Origin of the sequence: Pseudomonas sp. NFIX28, assembly GCF_900107395.1 — a bacterium.
In the GTDB taxonomy this organism is placed as follows: domain Bacteria; phylum Pseudomonadota; class Gammaproteobacteria; order Pseudomonadales; family Pseudomonadaceae; genus Aquipseudomonas.
Genome location: NZ_FNPW01000008.1, coordinates 64,992 through 81,476 on the forward strand (window position 1 = coordinate 64,992; position 16,485 = coordinate 81,476).

General features: G+C 63.1%; 17 protein-coding genes. 9 read left to right on the top strand and 8 right to left on the bottom strand.

Going from position 1 to position 16,485, the window contains the following annotated elements; genetic code table 11:
- The first annotated feature begins 6 nt into the window (after positions 1 to 6).
- The 3 genes from BLV20_RS16620 to rluB all read left to right on the top strand — a co-directional run bounded on the left by BLV20_RS16620 (position 7) and on the right by rluB (position 3,208).
- Positions 7 to 705 (top strand): segregation and condensation protein A, encoded by a 699-nt coding sequence (locus BLV20_RS16620; protein ID WP_175540222.1) that lies wholly within the window; start codon positions 7 to 9, stop codon positions 703 to 705.
- Between the two features lie 12 nt (positions 706 to 717).
- Positions 718 to 1,779: an SMC-Scp complex subunit ScpB gene (gene scpB, locus BLV20_RS16625; RefSeq protein WP_092303263.1), complete on the top strand. Its 1,062-nt coding sequence runs from the start codon at positions 718 to 720 to the stop codon at positions 1,777 to 1,779.
- Positions 1,780 to 1,993: 214 nt separating this feature from the next.
- Positions 1,994 to 3,208: a 23S rRNA pseudouridine(2605) synthase RluB gene (rluB, locus tag BLV20_RS16630; RefSeq protein WP_092303265.1), complete on the top strand. Its 1,215-nt coding sequence runs from the start codon at positions 1,994 to 1,996 to the stop codon at positions 3,206 to 3,208.
- 90 nt (positions 3,209 to 3,298) lie between these two features.
- Here rluB and BLV20_RS16635 read toward each other — a convergent pair whose 3' ends face one another.
- Both BLV20_RS16635 and BLV20_RS31435 read right to left on the bottom strand, forming a co-directional pair.
- Positions 3,299 to 4,258: a CgnE/CgnB domain-containing protein gene (locus BLV20_RS16635; protein WP_092303267.1), complete on the bottom strand. Its 960-nt coding sequence runs from the start codon at positions 4,256 to 4,258 to the stop codon at positions 3,299 to 3,301.
- A gap of 71 nt (positions 4,259 to 4,329) precedes the next feature.
- Positions 4,330 to 4,467: a hypothetical protein gene (locus tag BLV20_RS31435; protein ID WP_007930088.1), complete on the bottom strand. Its 138-nt coding sequence runs from the start codon at positions 4,465 to 4,467 to the stop codon at positions 4,330 to 4,332.
- Between the two features lie 1,049 nt (positions 4,468 to 5,516).
- Between BLV20_RS31435 and BLV20_RS16640 the strand changes: the two genes are divergently transcribed.
- Complete coding sequence (locus BLV20_RS16640) at positions 5,517 to 6,938, top strand: amino acid permease (RefSeq protein ID WP_092303269.1); 1,422 nt, start codon at positions 5,517 to 5,519, stop codon at positions 6,936 to 6,938.
- 206 nt (positions 6,939 to 7,144) lie between these two features.
- Positions 7,145 to 7,558 (top strand): alternative ribosome rescue aminoacyl-tRNA hydrolase ArfB, encoded by a 414-nt coding sequence (arfB, locus tag BLV20_RS16645; protein ID WP_092303642.1) that lies wholly within the window; start codon positions 7,145 to 7,147, stop codon positions 7,556 to 7,558.
- Positions 7,559 to 7,579: 21 nt separating this feature from the next.
- On the opposite strand, the gene BLV20_RS16650 is transcribed toward arfB, so the two are convergent.
- From BLV20_RS16650 to phhA, 6 genes are all read right to left on the bottom strand, one after another.
- Positions 7,580 to 8,779, bottom strand: a complete 1,200-nt coding sequence (locus tag BLV20_RS16650) for an MFS transporter (RefSeq protein WP_092303271.1) — start codon at positions 8,777 to 8,779, stop codon at positions 7,580 to 7,582.
- A 111-nt stretch (positions 8,780 to 8,890) separates the two neighbouring features.
- The gene (locus BLV20_RS16655; RefSeq protein WP_092303273.1) at positions 8,891 to 9,073 is read right to left on the bottom strand and encodes a hypothetical protein; all 183 of its coding nucleotides are present in this window, start codon (positions 9,071 to 9,073) and stop codon (positions 8,891 to 8,893) included.
- A gap of 81 nt (positions 9,074 to 9,154) precedes the next feature.
- On the bottom strand, positions 9,155 to 9,286 hold the full coding sequence (locus tag BLV20_RS31770) for a hypothetical protein (RefSeq protein ID WP_256577811.1): 132 nt from the start codon (positions 9,284 to 9,286) through the stop codon (positions 9,155 to 9,157).
- Positions 9,287 to 9,495: 209 nt separating this feature from the next.
- Positions 9,496 to 10,692 carry an amino acid aminotransferase gene (locus BLV20_RS16660; RefSeq protein ID WP_092303275.1) on the bottom strand — a complete coding sequence of 399 codons (1,197 nt, stop codon included), beginning with the start codon at positions 10,690 to 10,692 and terminating at the stop codon, positions 9,496 to 9,498.
- On the bottom strand, positions 10,692 to 11,048 hold the full coding sequence (locus BLV20_RS16665; RefSeq protein WP_007930096.1) for a 4a-hydroxytetrahydrobiopterin dehydratase: 357 nt from the start codon (positions 11,046 to 11,048) through the stop codon (positions 10,692 to 10,694). Before BLV20_RS16665 ends, BLV20_RS16660 begins: the two co-directional genes overlap by 1 nt.
- Before the next feature lie 70 nt (positions 11,049 to 11,118).
- Positions 11,119 to 11,910, bottom strand: a complete 792-nt coding sequence (gene phhA, locus BLV20_RS16670) for a phenylalanine 4-monooxygenase (protein WP_092303277.1) — start codon at positions 11,908 to 11,910, stop codon at positions 11,119 to 11,121.
- A 304-nt stretch (positions 11,911 to 12,214) separates the two neighbouring features.
- On the opposite strand from phhA, the gene BLV20_RS16675 reads away from it, so the two are divergent.
- The 4 genes from BLV20_RS16675 to flgH all read left to right on the top strand — a co-directional run bounded on the left by BLV20_RS16675 (position 12,215) and on the right by flgH (position 16,461).
- On the top strand, positions 12,215 to 13,780 hold the full coding sequence (locus BLV20_RS16675; protein WP_092303279.1) for a sigma-54-dependent transcriptional regulator: 1,566 nt from the start codon (positions 12,215 to 12,217) through the stop codon (positions 13,778 to 13,780).
- 362 nt (positions 13,781 to 14,142) lie between these two features.
- Positions 14,143 to 14,883, top strand: a complete 741-nt coding sequence (locus tag BLV20_RS16680) for a flagellar basal body rod protein FlgF (protein WP_092303281.1) — start codon at positions 14,143 to 14,145, stop codon at positions 14,881 to 14,883.
- 45 nt (positions 14,884 to 14,928) lie between these two features.
- Positions 14,929 to 15,714: a flagellar basal-body rod protein FlgG gene (flgG, locus tag BLV20_RS16685; protein WP_092303283.1), complete on the top strand. Its 786-nt coding sequence runs from the start codon at positions 14,929 to 14,931 to the stop codon at positions 15,712 to 15,714.
- Between the two features lie 51 nt (positions 15,715 to 15,765).
- Positions 15,766 to 16,461: a flagellar basal body L-ring protein FlgH gene (gene flgH / locus BLV20_RS16690; RefSeq protein WP_092303285.1), complete on the top strand. Its 696-nt coding sequence runs from the start codon at positions 15,766 to 15,768 to the stop codon at positions 16,459 to 16,461.
- Positions 16,462 to 16,485 lie beyond the last annotated feature (24 nt).

The following is a 16,485-nucleotide window of genomic DNA, read 5'->3' on the forward strand; positions in this document are numbered from 1 at the left end:
GACGCCCTGGAGGTCTTTCTCGAAGCCTTCGAAGGCCCGCTGGACCTGCTGCTGTACCTGATCCGCAAGCAGAACATCGACATCCTCGACATCCCGGTGGCGGAAATCACTCGCCAGTACATGGGCTATGTCGAACTGATGCAGTCGGTGCGCCTGGAACTGGCCGCCGAATACCTGGTGATGGCGGCCATGCTGGCCGAGATCAAGTCGCGCATGCTGTTGCCGCGTTCGGCCGAGGTGGAAGAGGAAGAGGAAGACCCGCGTGCCGAGTTGATCCGGCGCTTGCAGGAATACGAGCGTTTCAAGGCCGCCGCCGAAGGGATCGATGGCCTGAGCCGGGTCGGTCGCGACGTCATCGTGCCCAAGCTCGACGCGCCGGAGGCCCGGGCGCGCAAGCTGTTGCCGGATGTCGCCCTGGAAGAGGTGCTGATGTCCATGGCCGAGGTGCTGCGCCGTGGCGACATGTTCGAAAGCCATCAGGTCAGCCGCGAGGCGCTGTCCACCCGCGAACGCATGAGCGATGTGCTGGAGCGCCTCAAGGGCGGCGGGTTTGTGCCTTTTGTCGAGCTGTTCACCGCGGAGGAGGGGCGCCTGGGAGTCGTCGTGACCTTCATGGCGATCCTCGAGCTGGTCAAGGAATCCCTGGTCGAGCTGGTACAGAATGAGCCTTTCGCGGCTATCCACGTGCGGGCGCGAGCCGAATAACGAGCTGAAACAATGAATCTGACTGAACCCCGCGAGCTGGCGCCACTGCTTGAAGCTTTTCTGTTGGCCTCGGGAAAACCGCAATCCATGGAACGCCTGTTCGAGCTCTTCGAGGACGGCGAGCGGCCGGACCCCGCGGTCTTCAAGAAAGCGCTGGCGATTCTTGGCAAGTCCTGCGAGGGGCGGGCCTTTGAACTCAAGGAAGTAGCCTCCGGTTATCGCCTGCAGGTGCGGGAAAAGTTCGCGCCCTGGGTCGGCCGTTTGTGGGAAGAACGGCCCCAGCGTTATTCCCGGGCGATGCTGGAAACCCTGGCGTTGATTGCCTACCGCCAGCCGATCACCCGGGGCGAAATCGAGGATGTGCGGGGCGTGGCGGTCAACAGCCAGATCGTCAAGACCTTGCTCGAGCGCGAGTGGATTCGCGTGGTCGGCTACCGTGACGTGCCAGGCAAGCCGGCGATGTTCGCCACCACCAAGGCGTTTCTCGATCATTTCAACCTGCAGAACCTCGACGACCTACCGCCGCTGGCCGAGCTGCGCGAAATCGAAACCGAGCCGGTCCTCGACTTCGACGACGCACCGGTGCCTGCCAGCCTGCAAGCTTTGGCCGACGCCAGCGCCGAGCCGGAAGAGCCCAAGGAAGAAACCAGTTTCCACACCTTGCTGCTGGAACTGGATTCGATGGAAGAGGGCATCAAGACCGATTTCGACGATCTGCACCGCGACGGCGCGGTCGAGTCGCCCGCAGGCGACCTCGCCGTAGGCGCCGAGGGCGCTGCCGGATTCGATCCCGCAGCCGAAACTCCTGTCGAAGCCGAAGCCGAAGCCGAAGCCGAAGCCGAAGCCGAAGCCGAAGCCGACGCGCAAGCGCAAGCCGAGCCCGAAGCGGGCGCGGGCGACGAACAGGAGCAGGCCGAGGAGGATGTGCTAGGCGTCGCCGAAGCCCGGGCCAAGCTGCTGGCCGCCGTAGCGGCGCTGGAGCCTCCTGCGCCGCAGCTGAGCGATGAAGAGGCCGAGGCGCTGGCGCTGGCCGAGGCCATCGAAAACGAAAGACGCCTGCTCGAAGACGACTGAACCCCGCCCGCTCCTACGGGGGGCGACAAGGGTGGCGCTGTCACCGGCCAGCGGAAAAACCGCTGGGCCGCCACTTATCGACTAGTCTCTGATGCGCAACCGGCGCCATGAGCGTATGATTCGCGACCCCTTTGGCGAACCCTTCGCCACAAGATCTGTTTTTACTACCGTTCAGGCCGCTCAAGCCTGAATCGACACACCGGGAGGTGCCCAGATGAGTGAAGATCAGCAAGACCACCAGGAAATTGGCCCCGCAGGCGAAAAACTGCAGAAAGTCCTCGCCCGTATCGGCGTCGGCTCGCGCCGTGACGTGGAGTCCTGGATCAGCCAGGGCCGGATCAAGGTCAATGGCAAAGAAGCCACCCTTGGCCTGCGCGTCGACCTGCATGACGCCATTTCCATCGATGGCAAGGTCATCAAGCGCGAAGAGGCGTCCGAATCGGTCCGCCGCGTGATCATGTACAACAAGCCCGACGGCGAAATCTGCACCCGCGACGACCCGGAAGGCCGTCCGACCGTGTTCGACAAGCTGCCGCGTCCGCGAGAAGGCCGCTGGATCAATATCGGTCGCCTCGACATCAACACCACCGGTCTGCTGATGTTCACCACCGACGGTGAGCTGGCCAACCGACTGATGCACCCGTCCTATGAAATGGACCGTGAATACGCGGTACGTGTGCGTGGCGAAGTCGACGACGAGATGATCGAGCGCCTGAAAGCCGGCGTGATGCTCGAAGACGGCCCGGCCAAGTTCACCGACATCCAGCAAGCGCCGGGTGGCGAAGGCTTCAACCATTGGTACCACTGCGTGGTGATGGAAGGCCGTAACCGCGAAGTGCGTCGCCTGTGGGAATCCCAGGGCCTGGTGGTCAGCCGTCTGAAGCGCGTGCGTTTCGGCCCGGTGTTCCTCAACTCCGACCTGCCGATGGGCCGCTGGCGCGAAATGAGCCAGTACGAAGTGGACGTCCTCAGCGCCGAGGTCGGCCTGACTCCGGTGGCGATGCCGCAACTCAACGCCAAGAGCAAGGACAAGCTGGAGCGCATGCAGCGTAAATCCTCGCGCCCGGTGGGCAAGAGCGAGCGCGTGCGCACCCTGCGTCCGGCCCATGGCGCGTCAGCTGCCGGTGCTCCACGGCCGTCGCGCGAGCCGCAGATCGAAGGCGAGCGTCCGGGCCGCAAGCCTGCACCGCGCCAGGATGGCGAGCGTGCTCCACGGGCGCCGCGTCCGGCTGCCGGCCGTGGCGAGTCGGGCCGCGGTACGCCAGTGGCGGATCGTCCGAGCGACACCAAGCGCCCGGCCAAGCCAGCGCCGAAGTCCAAGCGTCCAGGCATTGTCCTGGTCGACAAGGACGCGCCGTCGGGCAAGCGCCGTGGCGCTCCGGCCGGTTCCGGCCAGCGTCCGGGTTTCGGTCGCCGCAAGCCTGAGTAAGGGCTGAGCCGGAAAGCAAAAACGCCAACCTCAGGGTTGGCGTTTTTTTTTGCCTTTATGTAGCCGCAGGCTGCGCCAGCGGCTACAGGGCTAGAACACGAAGCGCCCATCGAACACCGGCTTGTCGTCCAGCGCCAGTACTCCGCTGGCAAAGATCAGGTCCAGGTGATGGCTGCCCTTGGCCCCGCCGCCCAGCCCCAGGTGCAGGCCGCAATGGCGCTCCTCGAAGCCCGAATTACGCGCGTACAGGTCTTTTACGCCTTCGTTGGTGCCGATCCCCAGCTCCTCGATGCGCCGGTTGGACGGGTTGGCATCCAGGTATTTGTTGAAATCGTCCGCCAGCCCCGGCACGTCGGTGGCGATCCGGTTGATGGTGGAGTTCTCGATCCACAGTTCCAGCGGCGATTGCAGCACGCCGTACTTGCGCGCGAAGGGGATGGTGCCGAGGAAGGTGCCGACGAATTTCACCCGGCCATTGATGGCCTCGCTGTGGCTGGCGATTTCCCCCGGCGCCAGGTCGTAATTGCCCACGCCATTGATGTTCGTCCACTTCTTGATGCTGTCCAGCGGTGCTTCGAAGTACGAGCCGTGGTCGTCGCGAAAGCTCAGGGTGGTGGCCTCGGACATATGGCGGATCAGGGTCGCGTTGAGCTTGGCGATACGTTGCGGCTCGACGCTGAAGGTGTCGTAGAAGTAGTCGCCGTAGTCCTTGAACAGCAGCGACTTCTTCCAGTTTTCGGCCATCACGCCCTGCAGCGCCTGGATGAATTCAGGGCCTTGCGGACGGGGCGGCGAGAGGGTGGAGGAGTCGTAGAAGAAGATGTACAGATCGCAGTCTGCAATGGCCTGGGCCAGGGCCGGGGTGGGCTCGAGGTCGAGGCGCAGGGCGGTGAAGCTAAAGGGCTCGCCGGCCTGCTCGACGATGGCGGCGCTGGTGGCGGCGTATTCGGCGGTGTGGCCGATCAGGACCTTGGCGTCCTGGCGGTCGACCAGCGCCGGGTGGTGTTCGAGGTAGTAAAGGAAATGGCGGATGGCAGCGGTGTTGTCCATGGATCCTCCCTGGCGGACAGCGAGTGGAGGCGGGGAGCGACCGCCGGGTCGCTCCCCGCCTGAAGGCCTTTTTACAAAGGCCACATCGCCGTGCCGAACGGCACCACCGCGTCGGCCTGCATCATTTCCACCGCGGCCTCGTGGGTCGCTGCTTCAAACCAATCGTCCAGTTGCAGTTCAGTGTCCAAGTCTTTTTCCAGTGCTTGCATCGTGAATCTCCTAGATGACTTTACGGATAAAAGCAGTCGGTAAGGCGCCTCGGGCATTCCGCGGGGGAGTACTACGCGGTGCGTGAAAACCCAGGCGGCTCAACGGGGCCGCTCGGCTTGCCGGCGCATGGCCTGGCAAGTGGCTGGAAACCTAGTCCAGGGTTTTTTGAAATGCAAAAAAATAATTGAAATATTTTTATTGAACTTTTTGTTCTGTTTTTGCGTGGGAAAATTCTCAAGGAAAAACAAAAAGCTGAGCGAAAGGACAGGTTAAAAAATACCGTCCGTCAATTTGCAGTCGCCGATCGGGCTGATCTGGAGTGGAAAAAATACGTTCCGCCTTGTAAAGAATTGCTTACGAAAAAACCGCTATTGCGTCATGGAATCGGCCCTTGTCCTGCGCTGTAAGAAAAACCTTCCGACGGCCGCCGAAGATTGCCCGCCAAGGGGCGCCAAGCCGCTTGTTCCGCGGCCTCAAGGCAGGTGTCATGCAGCCCATGCCTATGTGCAGGTGCATAACAAGAAGGAGGCGCAATGAACGCCGTGACTCACCTCAACCGATTCCCACCGAAGGGCGATTGCTGTCGTACCTTCGCCGACGACCCCGATGGGACCGTCCCGAACCTTGCCGCCGATGCCAGGCATCGAGCAGGCCCCGTGCGATTCCGGCACCCGACGCGCTGATAAGCCGCGTCTGGCGGCAGGGAGTCAGGGGTGTACAATGCGCGGCGTTTTAACTGTGACCCAACTGCGTATCCGCGCATTTTGCGCCCCAACGACTGTTTTCGCTGCGTGACGAGCCCAGGCTCGAATGTTCGAAACACGCTCCCAAGGCCAATAATCTCAAGGCTATCCGCCTTGTTCACTCCGCCGCGCCACAAGCGTGGTGGGTTCGATTTCGTCACAGATAAAAACAAACAGGTGACGCATGACCGTTAAACAAACGCTGGACTCCTGGTGCCTGCGCTGGGGTTTGATCCGCGCTGCTTAAGCCTGCTGTCGGCTGCAACGTCTATCGAACATCATCAAACCTTGCGTGAGACCCTTTCATGAGTGGACAAAACTCGCATTCAGGCGAGCTGAAACGCGGCCTGAAAAATCGCCACATTCAACTGATCGCCCTGGGCGGCGCGATCGGTACCGGATTGTTCCTGGGCTCCGCCGGCGTGCTCAAGTCGGCCGGGCCGTCGATGATCCTCGGCTACGCCATCTGCGGCTTCATCGCCTTCATGATCATGCGCCAGCTGGGCGAGATGATCGTCGAAGAGCCGGTGGCCGGTTCCTTCAGCCATTTCGCGCACAAGTACTGGGGCGGTTTCGCCGGTTTCCTCTCGGGCTGGAACTGCTGGATCCTGTACATCCTGGTGGGCATGTCGGAGCTGACCGCAGTCGGCAAATACGTGCACTACTGGTGGCCGGAGGTGCCGACCTGGGCCTCGGCCGCGGCGTTCTTCGTGCTGATCAACCTGATCAACCTGGCCAACGTCAAAGTCTTCGGTGAAGCCGAGTTCTGGTTCGCGATCATCAAGGTGGTGGCCATCGTCGGCATGATCGCCCTGGGCAGCTACCTGCTGGTCAGCGGTCACGGCGGCCCGCAGGCCTCGGTGAGCAACCTGTGGGAACACGGCGGGTTCTTCCCCAATGGCGTCAGCGGCCTGGTGATGGCCATGGCGATCATCATGTTCTCCTTCGGCGGCCTGGAGATGCTCGGGTTCACCGCAGCTGAAGCCGACAAGCCGAAGACCGTGATTCCCAAGGCCATCAACCAGGTGATCTACCGCATCCTGATTTTCTACATCGGTGCCCTGGTCGTGCTGTTGTCGCTGACCCCATGGGACAGCCTGCTGGTGACCCTGAATGCTTCCGGCGATGCCTACAGCGGCAGCCCGTTCGTCCAGGTGTTCTCGATGCTGGGCAGCGACACCGCGGCGCACATCCTCAACTTCGTGGTCCTGACCGCGGCCCTGTCGGTGTACAACAGCGGCACCTACTGCAACAGCCGCATGCTGCTGGGCATGGCCGAGCAGGGCGACGCGCCGAAAGTCCTGGCGAAGATCGACAAGCGCGGCGTGCCGGTGATGTCGATCCTGGCCTCGGCGGTGGTGACCTTCGTCGCGGTGGTGCTCAACTACCTGATCCCGCAGCACGCGCTGGAGCTTCTGATGTCGCTGGTGGTCGCGACCCTGGTAATCAACTGGGCGATGATCAGCTACTCGCACTTCAAGTTCCGCCAGCACATGAACCGCACGAAACAATCGCCGCTGTTCAAGGCGCTGTGGTACCCCTACGGCAACTACGTCTGCCTGGCGTTCGTGGTGTTCATCCTTGGCGTCATGCTGATGATTCCGGGTATCCAGATCTCGGTGTACGCGATTCCAGTGTGGGTCGCCTTCATGTGGGTCTGCTACGGCATCAAGAACAAGCGCAGCGCGCAGCACGCGCTGCAGGTCGCCGGTTCTTCGGTGAAATAACACCGGCGCGGCAACGACAAACCCGGCTTCGGCCGGGTTTTTTTGTGCCCGTCGCAACTTTGTAGGAGCGAGGCTTGCCCGCGATCCGCGAAGCGGCCATCTACCAGCGTTGCTGGAGCGGACGCCATCGCGGGCAAACCTCGCTCCTACAGGAGAACGCGTGATTCGCGGTATCCTGAACGCCCTGAAAGCGGATGTCTTTTTCCATGCTGGTGATTTCCAACAACGTGCATCTGCCGGATGCCGAGATCGAGTTGACCGCCATTCGCGCGCAAGGCGCGGGTGGGCAGAACGTCAACAAGGTTTCCAGCGCGGTGCACCTGCGCTTCGACATTCCGGCATCGTCGCTGCCGCCGTTCTACAAGGAGCGGCTGCTGGCGCTGCGCGACAGTCGCATTACCAGCGACGGGGTGATCGTCATCAAGGCCCAGCAATACCGCACCCAGGAACAGAACCGCGCCGATGCCCTGCAGCGGCTGGTGGAGTTGATCCTCAGTGCCATCAAGGTAGAAAAGAAACGCCGGCCGACCAAGCCGACCCTGGGCTCGAAGACCCGCCGCCTGGAGTCCAAGAGCAAGCGCGGCAATATCAAGGCGGGGCGCGGCAAGGTCGACTACTAGGCTTTTGCGGCCAGCCCAGCCTTAGCGCTCGCTACGCTCCTCGCGATACTTCGGCGCCTGGCGGTACAGGTAGAGGCTCAGCAGCAGGCCGCTGCAGGCGGCGAGCGCGGCGAACAGGAAGATCGAGGCAAAGCCGAAGCCGGCGGCGATTGCCCCGGCCAGCGGTCCGGTAATCCCCAGCGACAAGTCGACGAACAACGAATAGGCCCCCACCGCCGCGCCGCGGCTGGATGCCGGCACCAGGTTGACCGCTTCCACTCCCAGTGCCGGGAATACCAGGGAGAAGCCGAACCCGCTCAGCGCCGCGCCGGCCAGGGCCCAATGGGCGTCCGGCGCCAGCCACAACAGCAGCAGGCCGAGGGTTTCCACCGACAGGCAGGCGATTGCCACGCGAAAGCCGCCGAGGCGGTTGATCAGGTTGCCGAACAACAGGCGCGCGCCGATAAAGCTGGCGCCGAACAGGCTCAGGCACAGCACGGCGTTGGACCAGTTCTGCGTGGCGTAATACAGGGTGATAAAGGTGGCGATGGTGCCAAAGCCGATCGAGCCCAGGGCCAGGCCGCAGCCATGGGGAAACACCCGGCCCAGCACGTGGATGAACGGCAAGCGCTCGCCGGCGACGATCGGTGCCGCCAGCTTTGGCCAGGCCAGCGCCAGGCCGAGAAGCGCCAGCAGGATGATGCTCAGTCCCATGCTCCACAGCCCCAGGTGATCCACCAGCCACACCCCCAGCGGCGCGCCCACGGCCAGTGCGCCGTAGCTGGCGATGCCGTTCCAGGAAATCACCTTGGCGGTGTTCTGCGCGCCGACGCGGCCGATGCCCCAGCCAATGGAGCCCGAGCCCACCAGGCTCTCGGCGCTGCCCAGCACCAGGCGGCCGATCAGCAGGCTGGCCAGGCTCAGCACCGGTAGGCTGTGCAGCCACGCCGACAGCAGCATGAACACCCCGCTCAGGCCGCAGCCGGCCAGGCCGTACATCACCGCGCGCTTGCTGCCCAGGTTGTCGATGATTTTCCCGGCATAGGGACGGCTGAGCAGGGTGGCCAGGTATTGCACGCTGATCACCAGCCCGGCGATGACCGCGCCGAAGCCCAGCTCGCTGTGCACGTAGCCCGGCAGCACGGCCAGTGGAATACCGATGTTGAGGTAGCCGATAAAGGTGAAAAGGACGATGGAGACGACTTGCAGCGTGACCGCCAACGGGCGCTGGGTATCTGGCATGGGAAAGGTCCACGGCGCGGCAGAATAGATAGGCTGCTTATGATACCGAGGGTTGAAACGATTCAGGTGGAGAAATCGACGCTCAGGCGCAAGTTTTTGCGCTGGGCAGGCTCAGGCTTTTGCGGGGGCCAGCAATTGCGTGGTGACCAGGGCGGCCAGGGCGTTTTCCTGGGTGCCGAAGCGGGCCAGCAGGGCGGCCTGTTTTTCCGGAGTCAGGCGGTTCCAGATCTCGATCATCTTTTCGGCGGTGCCGATCAGCACGCTGGCTTGGGTTTCGCTGAAGGCGTCGGTCATGGGGAGGTTCTCTAAAGCGGGGTTTCAGGCGGTGTGGAAAGCGCATCAAAGAGCGCTTTCCACACGGTCTGGGTACTGCGGTCAGTCTTCGCTGTCGGCGCTATGGCCGGGTGCGGCTTCTTTCGGCTCGGGCTGTTGGGCGCCGGCTTGTTGCGGGGTTGTCTGCTCAGTTTCGTGCAGGCTTGGGAAGGGGAGATTAGGAATCTCGTGCATGTTCGTTGCTCCTCGCAAAGTCTGTTTTTTAAATCGCTGGGTAGATCCGCGCTTTTAAAAAGCCTGGGCAGGATACAGCACTGCAAATGACAAAAAGATTTTTATCTGGGGTTTTGGGATGAAAGGTGTTTCATCCGGCGGGGCGTTTTTTAAGCATCCCGGGCAAGCCTGCGCCCCGTAGGAGCGAGACTTGCCCGCGATGTTTTTTTTCAGTCTTTGCAGACTTCGGCGATGGCCTCGGCCAGCAAATCCAGGCGCGTGGCGTCGATACCGGCGACGTTGGCCCGGCCGGAGCTGACCATGTACACGCTGTGCTGGTCGCGCAATTTGCCCACCTGCGCCGGCGTCAGGCCGGTGTAGGAGAACATCCCGCGCTGCACGCCGATGTGCGCGAAGCGTTCGGCCAGGCCGAAGGGTTGCAGCGCTTCCACCAGGCCCGAACGCAGCTGGGCGATGCGCAGGCGCATGGCTTCCACTTCGTCGGCCCAGAGGCTTTTCAGCTCCGGGTCGCCGAGGATGGTCGCGACCACCGCGGCGCCGTGATCCGGCGGGGTGGACCACAGGTTGCGGGCGATATGGGCCAGCTGGCTGCGCACATCCAGAAGTTTTTCGGCATCGCGGGTGCAGACGATCAGCGCGCCAGTGCGGTCGCGATACAGGCCGAAGTTCTTCGAGCAGGAACTGGTGATCAGCAGCTCCGGCAGCTCGGCCGCGAACAGCCGTACCGCCCAGGCGTCCTGCTCCAGGCCGTCGCCGAAGCCCTGGTAGGCGAAGTCGATCAGCGGCAGCAGGTTGCGGCTGCGCACCACATCCAGCACCCGGTGCCAGTCATCGTGGCTCAGGTCGAAGCCGGTGGGGTTGTGGCAGCAGGCGTGCAGCAGCACCACGTCGCCCTTGGGCACCTGGTTCAGGGTTGCCAGCATGGCCTCGACGTCGAGGCGGTTGTCGCTGCCGACGTAAGGGTAATGGCTGACCTGGATGCCGGCGGCGGCAAAGATGGTTTCGTGGATCGGCCAGGTCGGATTGCTCAACCACACGCCACGGCCCGGCAGGCAGTGGGCGATGAAGTCGGCGCTCAGGCGCAGCGCGCCGGTGCCGCCCGGGGTCTGGGTGGCGCCGGCGCGGCGTTCGGCGATCAGCTGCGAATCGGCGCCCAGCACCAGTTCGTTGATCACCTTGCCAAAGGCCGCGTCGCCGTGGCCACCGATGTAGATCTTGGTGGTCTGGCGGTCGACCAGGCGCTGCTCGGCCAGCTTGACCGACCGAGGGATCGGCGTCAGGCCCTGGGAATCCTTGTAGACACCGACGCCGAGGTCGAACTTGCGTGGGTTGCTGTCCGACGCATAGGCCTCCATCAGGCCAAGAATCGGGTCGCCGGGTACTCGGCCTATGGCGTCGAAATGCATTACTTGCGTCCTTCTGCGGTCTTGGCCACTTCGTCGGTGCGGGCGGCCATGATGAAGTCGTTGCGGTGCAGGCCCTTGATGGAGTGGCTCCACCAGGTCACGGTGACCTTGCCCCATTCGGTGAGCAGGCCAGGATGATGACCTTCTGCCTCGGAAATTTCACCCATTGCGTTGGTAAAGGCCAGGGCGAACTTGAAGTTTTTGAACAGGAAGACTTTTTCCAGTTGCATGACGCCATCGCGCACTTCGATGTTCCAGTCGGGGATCTGCTTGATCAGTACCGGCAGTTCTTCGTCGCTGACTTGTGGGGCATCGGCACGGCAGGCTTCGCAATGGGCTTGGTTCAGAGCGGTCATGGTGAGGTTCCTGAAATCGATTCTTGTTGGAAATTACGGGTTTTATGAGCGCCGCGCGAGGGCAGGGCGCTCAGGCCGCCTTGGGTTTGGGCGGAAACTTGGGTGCGTGCAGGCCCATCTGCATGCCCTGGTGCACCAGGGCCATGATGTCTTCATGGGCCAGGTCGAACAGGCGCTTGAGGTTGGGCAGCACAAAGTAGACCGGTTGCAGGATGTCGATGCGGTACGGGGTGCGCATCGCCTCCAGCGGGTCGAAGGCCTGGTGCTCGGGCACGTCCGACAGGCAGTAGACGGTTTCCTTCGGCGAGGAGAGGATGCCGCCGCCGTAGATGCGCTTGCCTTGCGGGGTGTCCAGCAGGCCGAATTCGATGGTCATCCAGTACAGGCGCGCCAGGTACACCCGTTCTTCCTTGGTGGCCTGCAGGCCGAGCTTGCCGTAGGTGTGGGTGAATTCGGCGAACCAGGGGTTGGTCAGCAGCGGGCAGTGGCCAAAGATCTCGTGGAAGATGTCCGGCTCTTGCAGGTAGTCCAGTTCCTCGCGGGTACGAATGAAGGTCGCGACCGGAAACTGTTTGCTGGCGAGCAATTCGAAAAAGGTCTGGAAGGGAATCAGCGCGGGCACCCGGGCGACCTGCCAGCCGGTGGTTTCGCCCAGCACCTTGTTGATTTCGCCCAGCTGCGGGATGCGGTCGTGGGGCAGGCCGAGTTTATCGATACCGTCCAGGTATTCCTGGCACGCACGGCCCTCGATCACTTTCAGTTGGCGGGTGATCAGGGTATTCCACACCGCGTGCTCTTCGTCGGGGTAGTGGATAAAACCTTGCGCGTCGGGCTCGCGGGCCACGTACTGCGTCTGTTTCATGCTGCTCTCCTGTCAGGGGCTGCGTTCTTGTTATCAGTTGACGCTAGAGATAACCCAAGGTTGCAGCCCGTGCAGCAGGTTGACGTGAACGTAATGGGCGTATTCGGCGGTAATTCGTAAAGTTTTCGTTACGAAAGCGCCGAAAGGCCGCTAATACTGAGAATAGTCGATTTGAAAAGGCCGGCGGCTGTCACATAATCTTGACGATTATCTGCGCCACAGCGCAGAAAGTTCCTGCCAGGCGGTGCCATAAGTGCCGCTTTCTGGCGTTCACGCCCTCCATTCCTGTTTCGGGCCTTTCTTTATGCGTATCAAAGTCCACTGCCAGAACCGCATCGGCATCCTGCGCGACATTCTCAACCTGCTGGTGGAATACGGCATCAACGTCGCCCGGGGCGAGGTGGGCGGCGAGCATGGCAATGCCATCTACCTGCATTGCCCGAACCTGATCAATCTGCAGTTCCAGGCCTTGCGTCCCAAGTTCGAGTCGATCGCCGGAGTGTTCGGGGTCAAGCGGGTCGGGCTGATGCCCAGCGAGCGGCGGCACATGGAGCTCAACGCGCTGCTCGGGGCGCTGGAATTCCCGGTGCTGTCCATCGACATGGGCGGCTCCATCGTCGCCGCCAACCGAGCTGCGGCGCAGCTGCTGGGCGTGCGGGTGGACGAGGTGCCGGGGATTCCGCTGTCGCGCTATGCCGAGGATTTCGACCTGCCGGAGCTGGTACGGGCCAACAAGTCGCGGATCAATGGCCTGCGGGTGAAGGTCAAGGGCGACGTGTTTCTGGCGGACATCGCGCCGCTGCAATCGGAGCACGACGACAGCGAGGCCATGGCCGGCGCGGTGCTGACGCTGCACCGGGCGGACCGGGTCGGCGAGCGCATCTATAACGTGCGCAAGCAGGAGTTGCGCGGCTTCGACAGCATCTTCCAGAGCTCGAAAGTCATGGCCGCGGTGGTGCGCGAAGCGCGGCGCATGGCGCCGCTGGACGCGCCGCTGCTGATCGAGGGCGAGACCGGCACCGGCAAGGAACTGCTGGCGCGCGCCTGTCACCTGGCCAGTCCGCGCGGGCAGTCGCCGTTGATGGCTCTGAACTGCGCCGGCCTGCCGGAATCCATGGCCGAGACCGAGCTGTTCGGCTACGGGCCGGGGGCCTTCGAGGGCGCCCGGGCCGAAGGCAAGCTCGGGCTGCTGGAGCTGACCGCGGGCGGCACGCTGTTTCTCGACGGCGTGGGCGAGATGAGCCCGCGCCTGCAGGTCAAGCTCCTGCGCTTTCTGCAGGACGGCTGCTTCCGCCGGGTCGGCAGCGACGAAGAGGTGTACCTGGACGTGCGGGTCATCTGCGCGACCCAGGTCGACCTGTCCGAGCTGTGCGCCCGCGGCGAGTTCCGCCAGGACCTGTATCACCGCCTCAATGTCTTGTCCCTGCATATCCCGCCGCTGCGCGAATGCCTCGACGGCCTGACGCCGCTGGTGGAGCACTTCCTCGACCAGGCCAGCCGGCAGATCGGCTGCGCCTTGCCCAAGTTGGCACCGGCGGCCATGGAGCGCCTCAGCCATTACCACTGGCCGGGCAATGTGCGGCAGCTGGAAAACGTGCTGTTCCAGGCGGTGTCGTTGTGCGACGGCGGCACGGTCAAGGCCGAACACATTCGCCTGCCGGACTACGGCGTGCGCCAGCCCCTTGGCGACTTCTCCCTGGAAGGCGGGCTCGATGAAATCGTCGGGCGTTTTGAAAAGGCCGTGCTCGAGCGCCTGTATTCCGAGCACCCCAGCAGCCGCCAATTGGGCAAGCGCCTGGGCGTGTCGCACACCACCATCGCCAACAAACTGCGCGAATACGAAGTCGGCAAAAACGCCGAGGAAAACTGAATCCTGTAGCCGCTGCCGCAGGCTGCGATCGGCTGCGCAGCAGGCGCCAGACCTTAAGTCTGCGATCGGGTCGAGGTCATGCGTTGCCCCTTGCGAGTCCTGCGGCCTCGATCGCCGCCAGCGGCAGCGGCTACGGGAGCTGCGGCGAGGCAGGGGAGTGCCCTGGAGGTCGAGGCTTGCCGTAAGCGGCATATCCGCGCCGGTTTTTCGTCTTTGACACAATCCCCCGATTCCCTTCGAACGCCCTCAAGTTCCCGGATTTCCTGCCTCTTGCCGCCCGAAAAATAAGTTGGTGCGCTTATTGCTTATGGCTCAGCAGTACAGCGGTGGACGGCAAACGTCCGACATGCAGAGGAAAGACTGTGGACAAGTACCTTTATGTGGCCATGACCGGTGCCAGCCAGAATGCGCTGGCGCAAAAGGCGCATGCCAACAACCTGGCGAACATCTCCACCAACGGTTTTCAGCGCGACCTGGAGCAGGCGCGCTCGATGCCGGTGTTTGGTGACAGCTTTCCGGCGCGGGCCTTTGCCATGTCCGAGCGGCCGGCAACCGATTTCACCCCGGGCTCGCTGGTGGAAACCGGCCGCGAACTCGACGTGGCGGTCAGCGGCAATGGCTGGATTGCCGTGCAGACTCCGGACGGCGGTGAAAGCTATGTGCGCACCGGCAGCCTGAACATCGACGCCCTGGGCGTGCTGCGCGCCGGCAACGGCATGCCGGTGATCGGCAACGGCGGCCCGATCGCCGTGCCGCCGGAGCAGCAGGTGGAAGTCGGCCAGGACGGCACCATCAGCATCCGCGCCATGGGCGAGGGCCCGCGGGTGATGGCCGAGGTCGACCGCATCAAGCTGGTCAATCCGGACCTGAAGAACATGACCAAGGGCCTGGACGGTTCGATCCACACCAAGGACGGCCAGCCGGCGCCGGCCGACGCCAATGTGCAACTGGTCTCGGGGTTCCTCGAGTCGAGCAACGTCAATGCGGTCGAGGAAATGACCTCGGTGCTGGCGCTCTCCAAGCAGTTCGAGCTGCACATCAAGATGATGAACACCGCCAAAGAAGACGACCAGGCCATGGCTCGGGTCTTGCAGATCAGCTAATTACCAGTACGTCGCGCCGTAAAACAGGCGCACGAGGAGAATCGAATGCTTCCGGCTCTGTGGGTTGCCAAAACAGGTCTGTCCGCCCAGGACACTAACCTGACCACCATTTCCAACAACCTGGCGAACGTTTCGACCACGGGTTTCAAACGTGATCGCGCCGAGTTCCAGGACCTGCTGTATCAGATCAAGCGCCAGCCTGGCGCCCAGTCGACCCAGGACAGCGAGCTGCCATCGGGCCTGCAGCTGGGTACCGGTGTGCGCATCGTCGGCACCCAGAAGAACTTCACCGCCGGCAGCCTGCAGACCACCGAGCAGCCGCTGGACATGGCCATCAACGGCCGCGGCTTCTTCCAGATCCTGCAACCGGACGGCACCACCTCCTATACCCGCGACGGCACCTTCCACCTGGACTCCAACGGCCAGATCGTCACCGCCAACGGCTTCACCCTGGAGCCTGCGATCGTCGTGCCGAACGATGCCCAGACCTTCACCGTGGGCCAGGATGGCACCGTCTCGATCACTACCGCCGGCAACCCGGCCTCGCAAGTGATCGGCAACCTGCAGACCGCCGACTTCATCAACCCGGCCGGCTTGCAAGCGGTGGGCAACAACCTGTTCCTGGAAACCGCCGCCAGTGGCGCGCCGCAAGTCGGCACCCCGGGCCTCAACGGTTTCGGCACCACCCTGCAGAACACCCTGGAAACCTCCAACGTCAGCACCGTTGAGGAGATGGTCAACATGATCACCACCCAGCGCGCCTACGAGATGAACTCCAAGGTGATCTCCACCGCCGACCAGATGCTCTCGTTCGTCACGCAGAATCTGTAATCAAGTCCTGGGGCGGCCCAGCGGCCGCCTGCAACACCATGAGGTAGGGTCATGAATCGCTTTGTATCTGTTCTCGCACTGAGTGGGGTCGTCGTGCTCGCGGGCTGCGTGGCCCCGACGCCGAAGCCCAATGACCCGTATTACGCTCCGGTGTTGCCGCGTACTCCGTTGCCGGCCGCGGCCAACAACGGCTCGATCTACCAGGCCGGCTTCGAGCAGAACCTGTACAGCGACCGCAAGGCGTTCCGCGTGGGCGACATCATCACCATCACCCTCAACGAGCGGACCCAGGCGAGCAAGAACGCCAACTCGCAAATCGACAAGAACAGCAAGGCCAATATCGGCCTGACCTCGTTTTTCGGTGGCGGCCTGAGCACCGAAGACCCGGTGGGCAGCGGCAATCTGAGCCTGGACGTCGGCTATGAGGGCGATCGCGCGACCAAGGGCGACAGCAAGTCCGGGCAGAGCAACAGCCTGACCGGCTCGATCACCGTGACCGTGGCCGACGTGCTACCCAACGGCATCATCGCCGTGCGCGGCGAGAAGTGGCTGACCCTCAACACTGGCGACGAGCTGGTGCGGATCGCCGGCCTGGTGCGCGCCGACGACATCGCCACCGACAACACGGTTTCCTCGACCCGCGTCGCCGACGCACGCATCACCTACTCGGGCACCGGTGCCTTTGCCGATGCGAGCCAGCCGGGCTGGTTCGACCGTTTCTTCCTCAGCCCGCTGTTCCCTTTCTAGGTGGCTACGTTGAATTTCAAACGC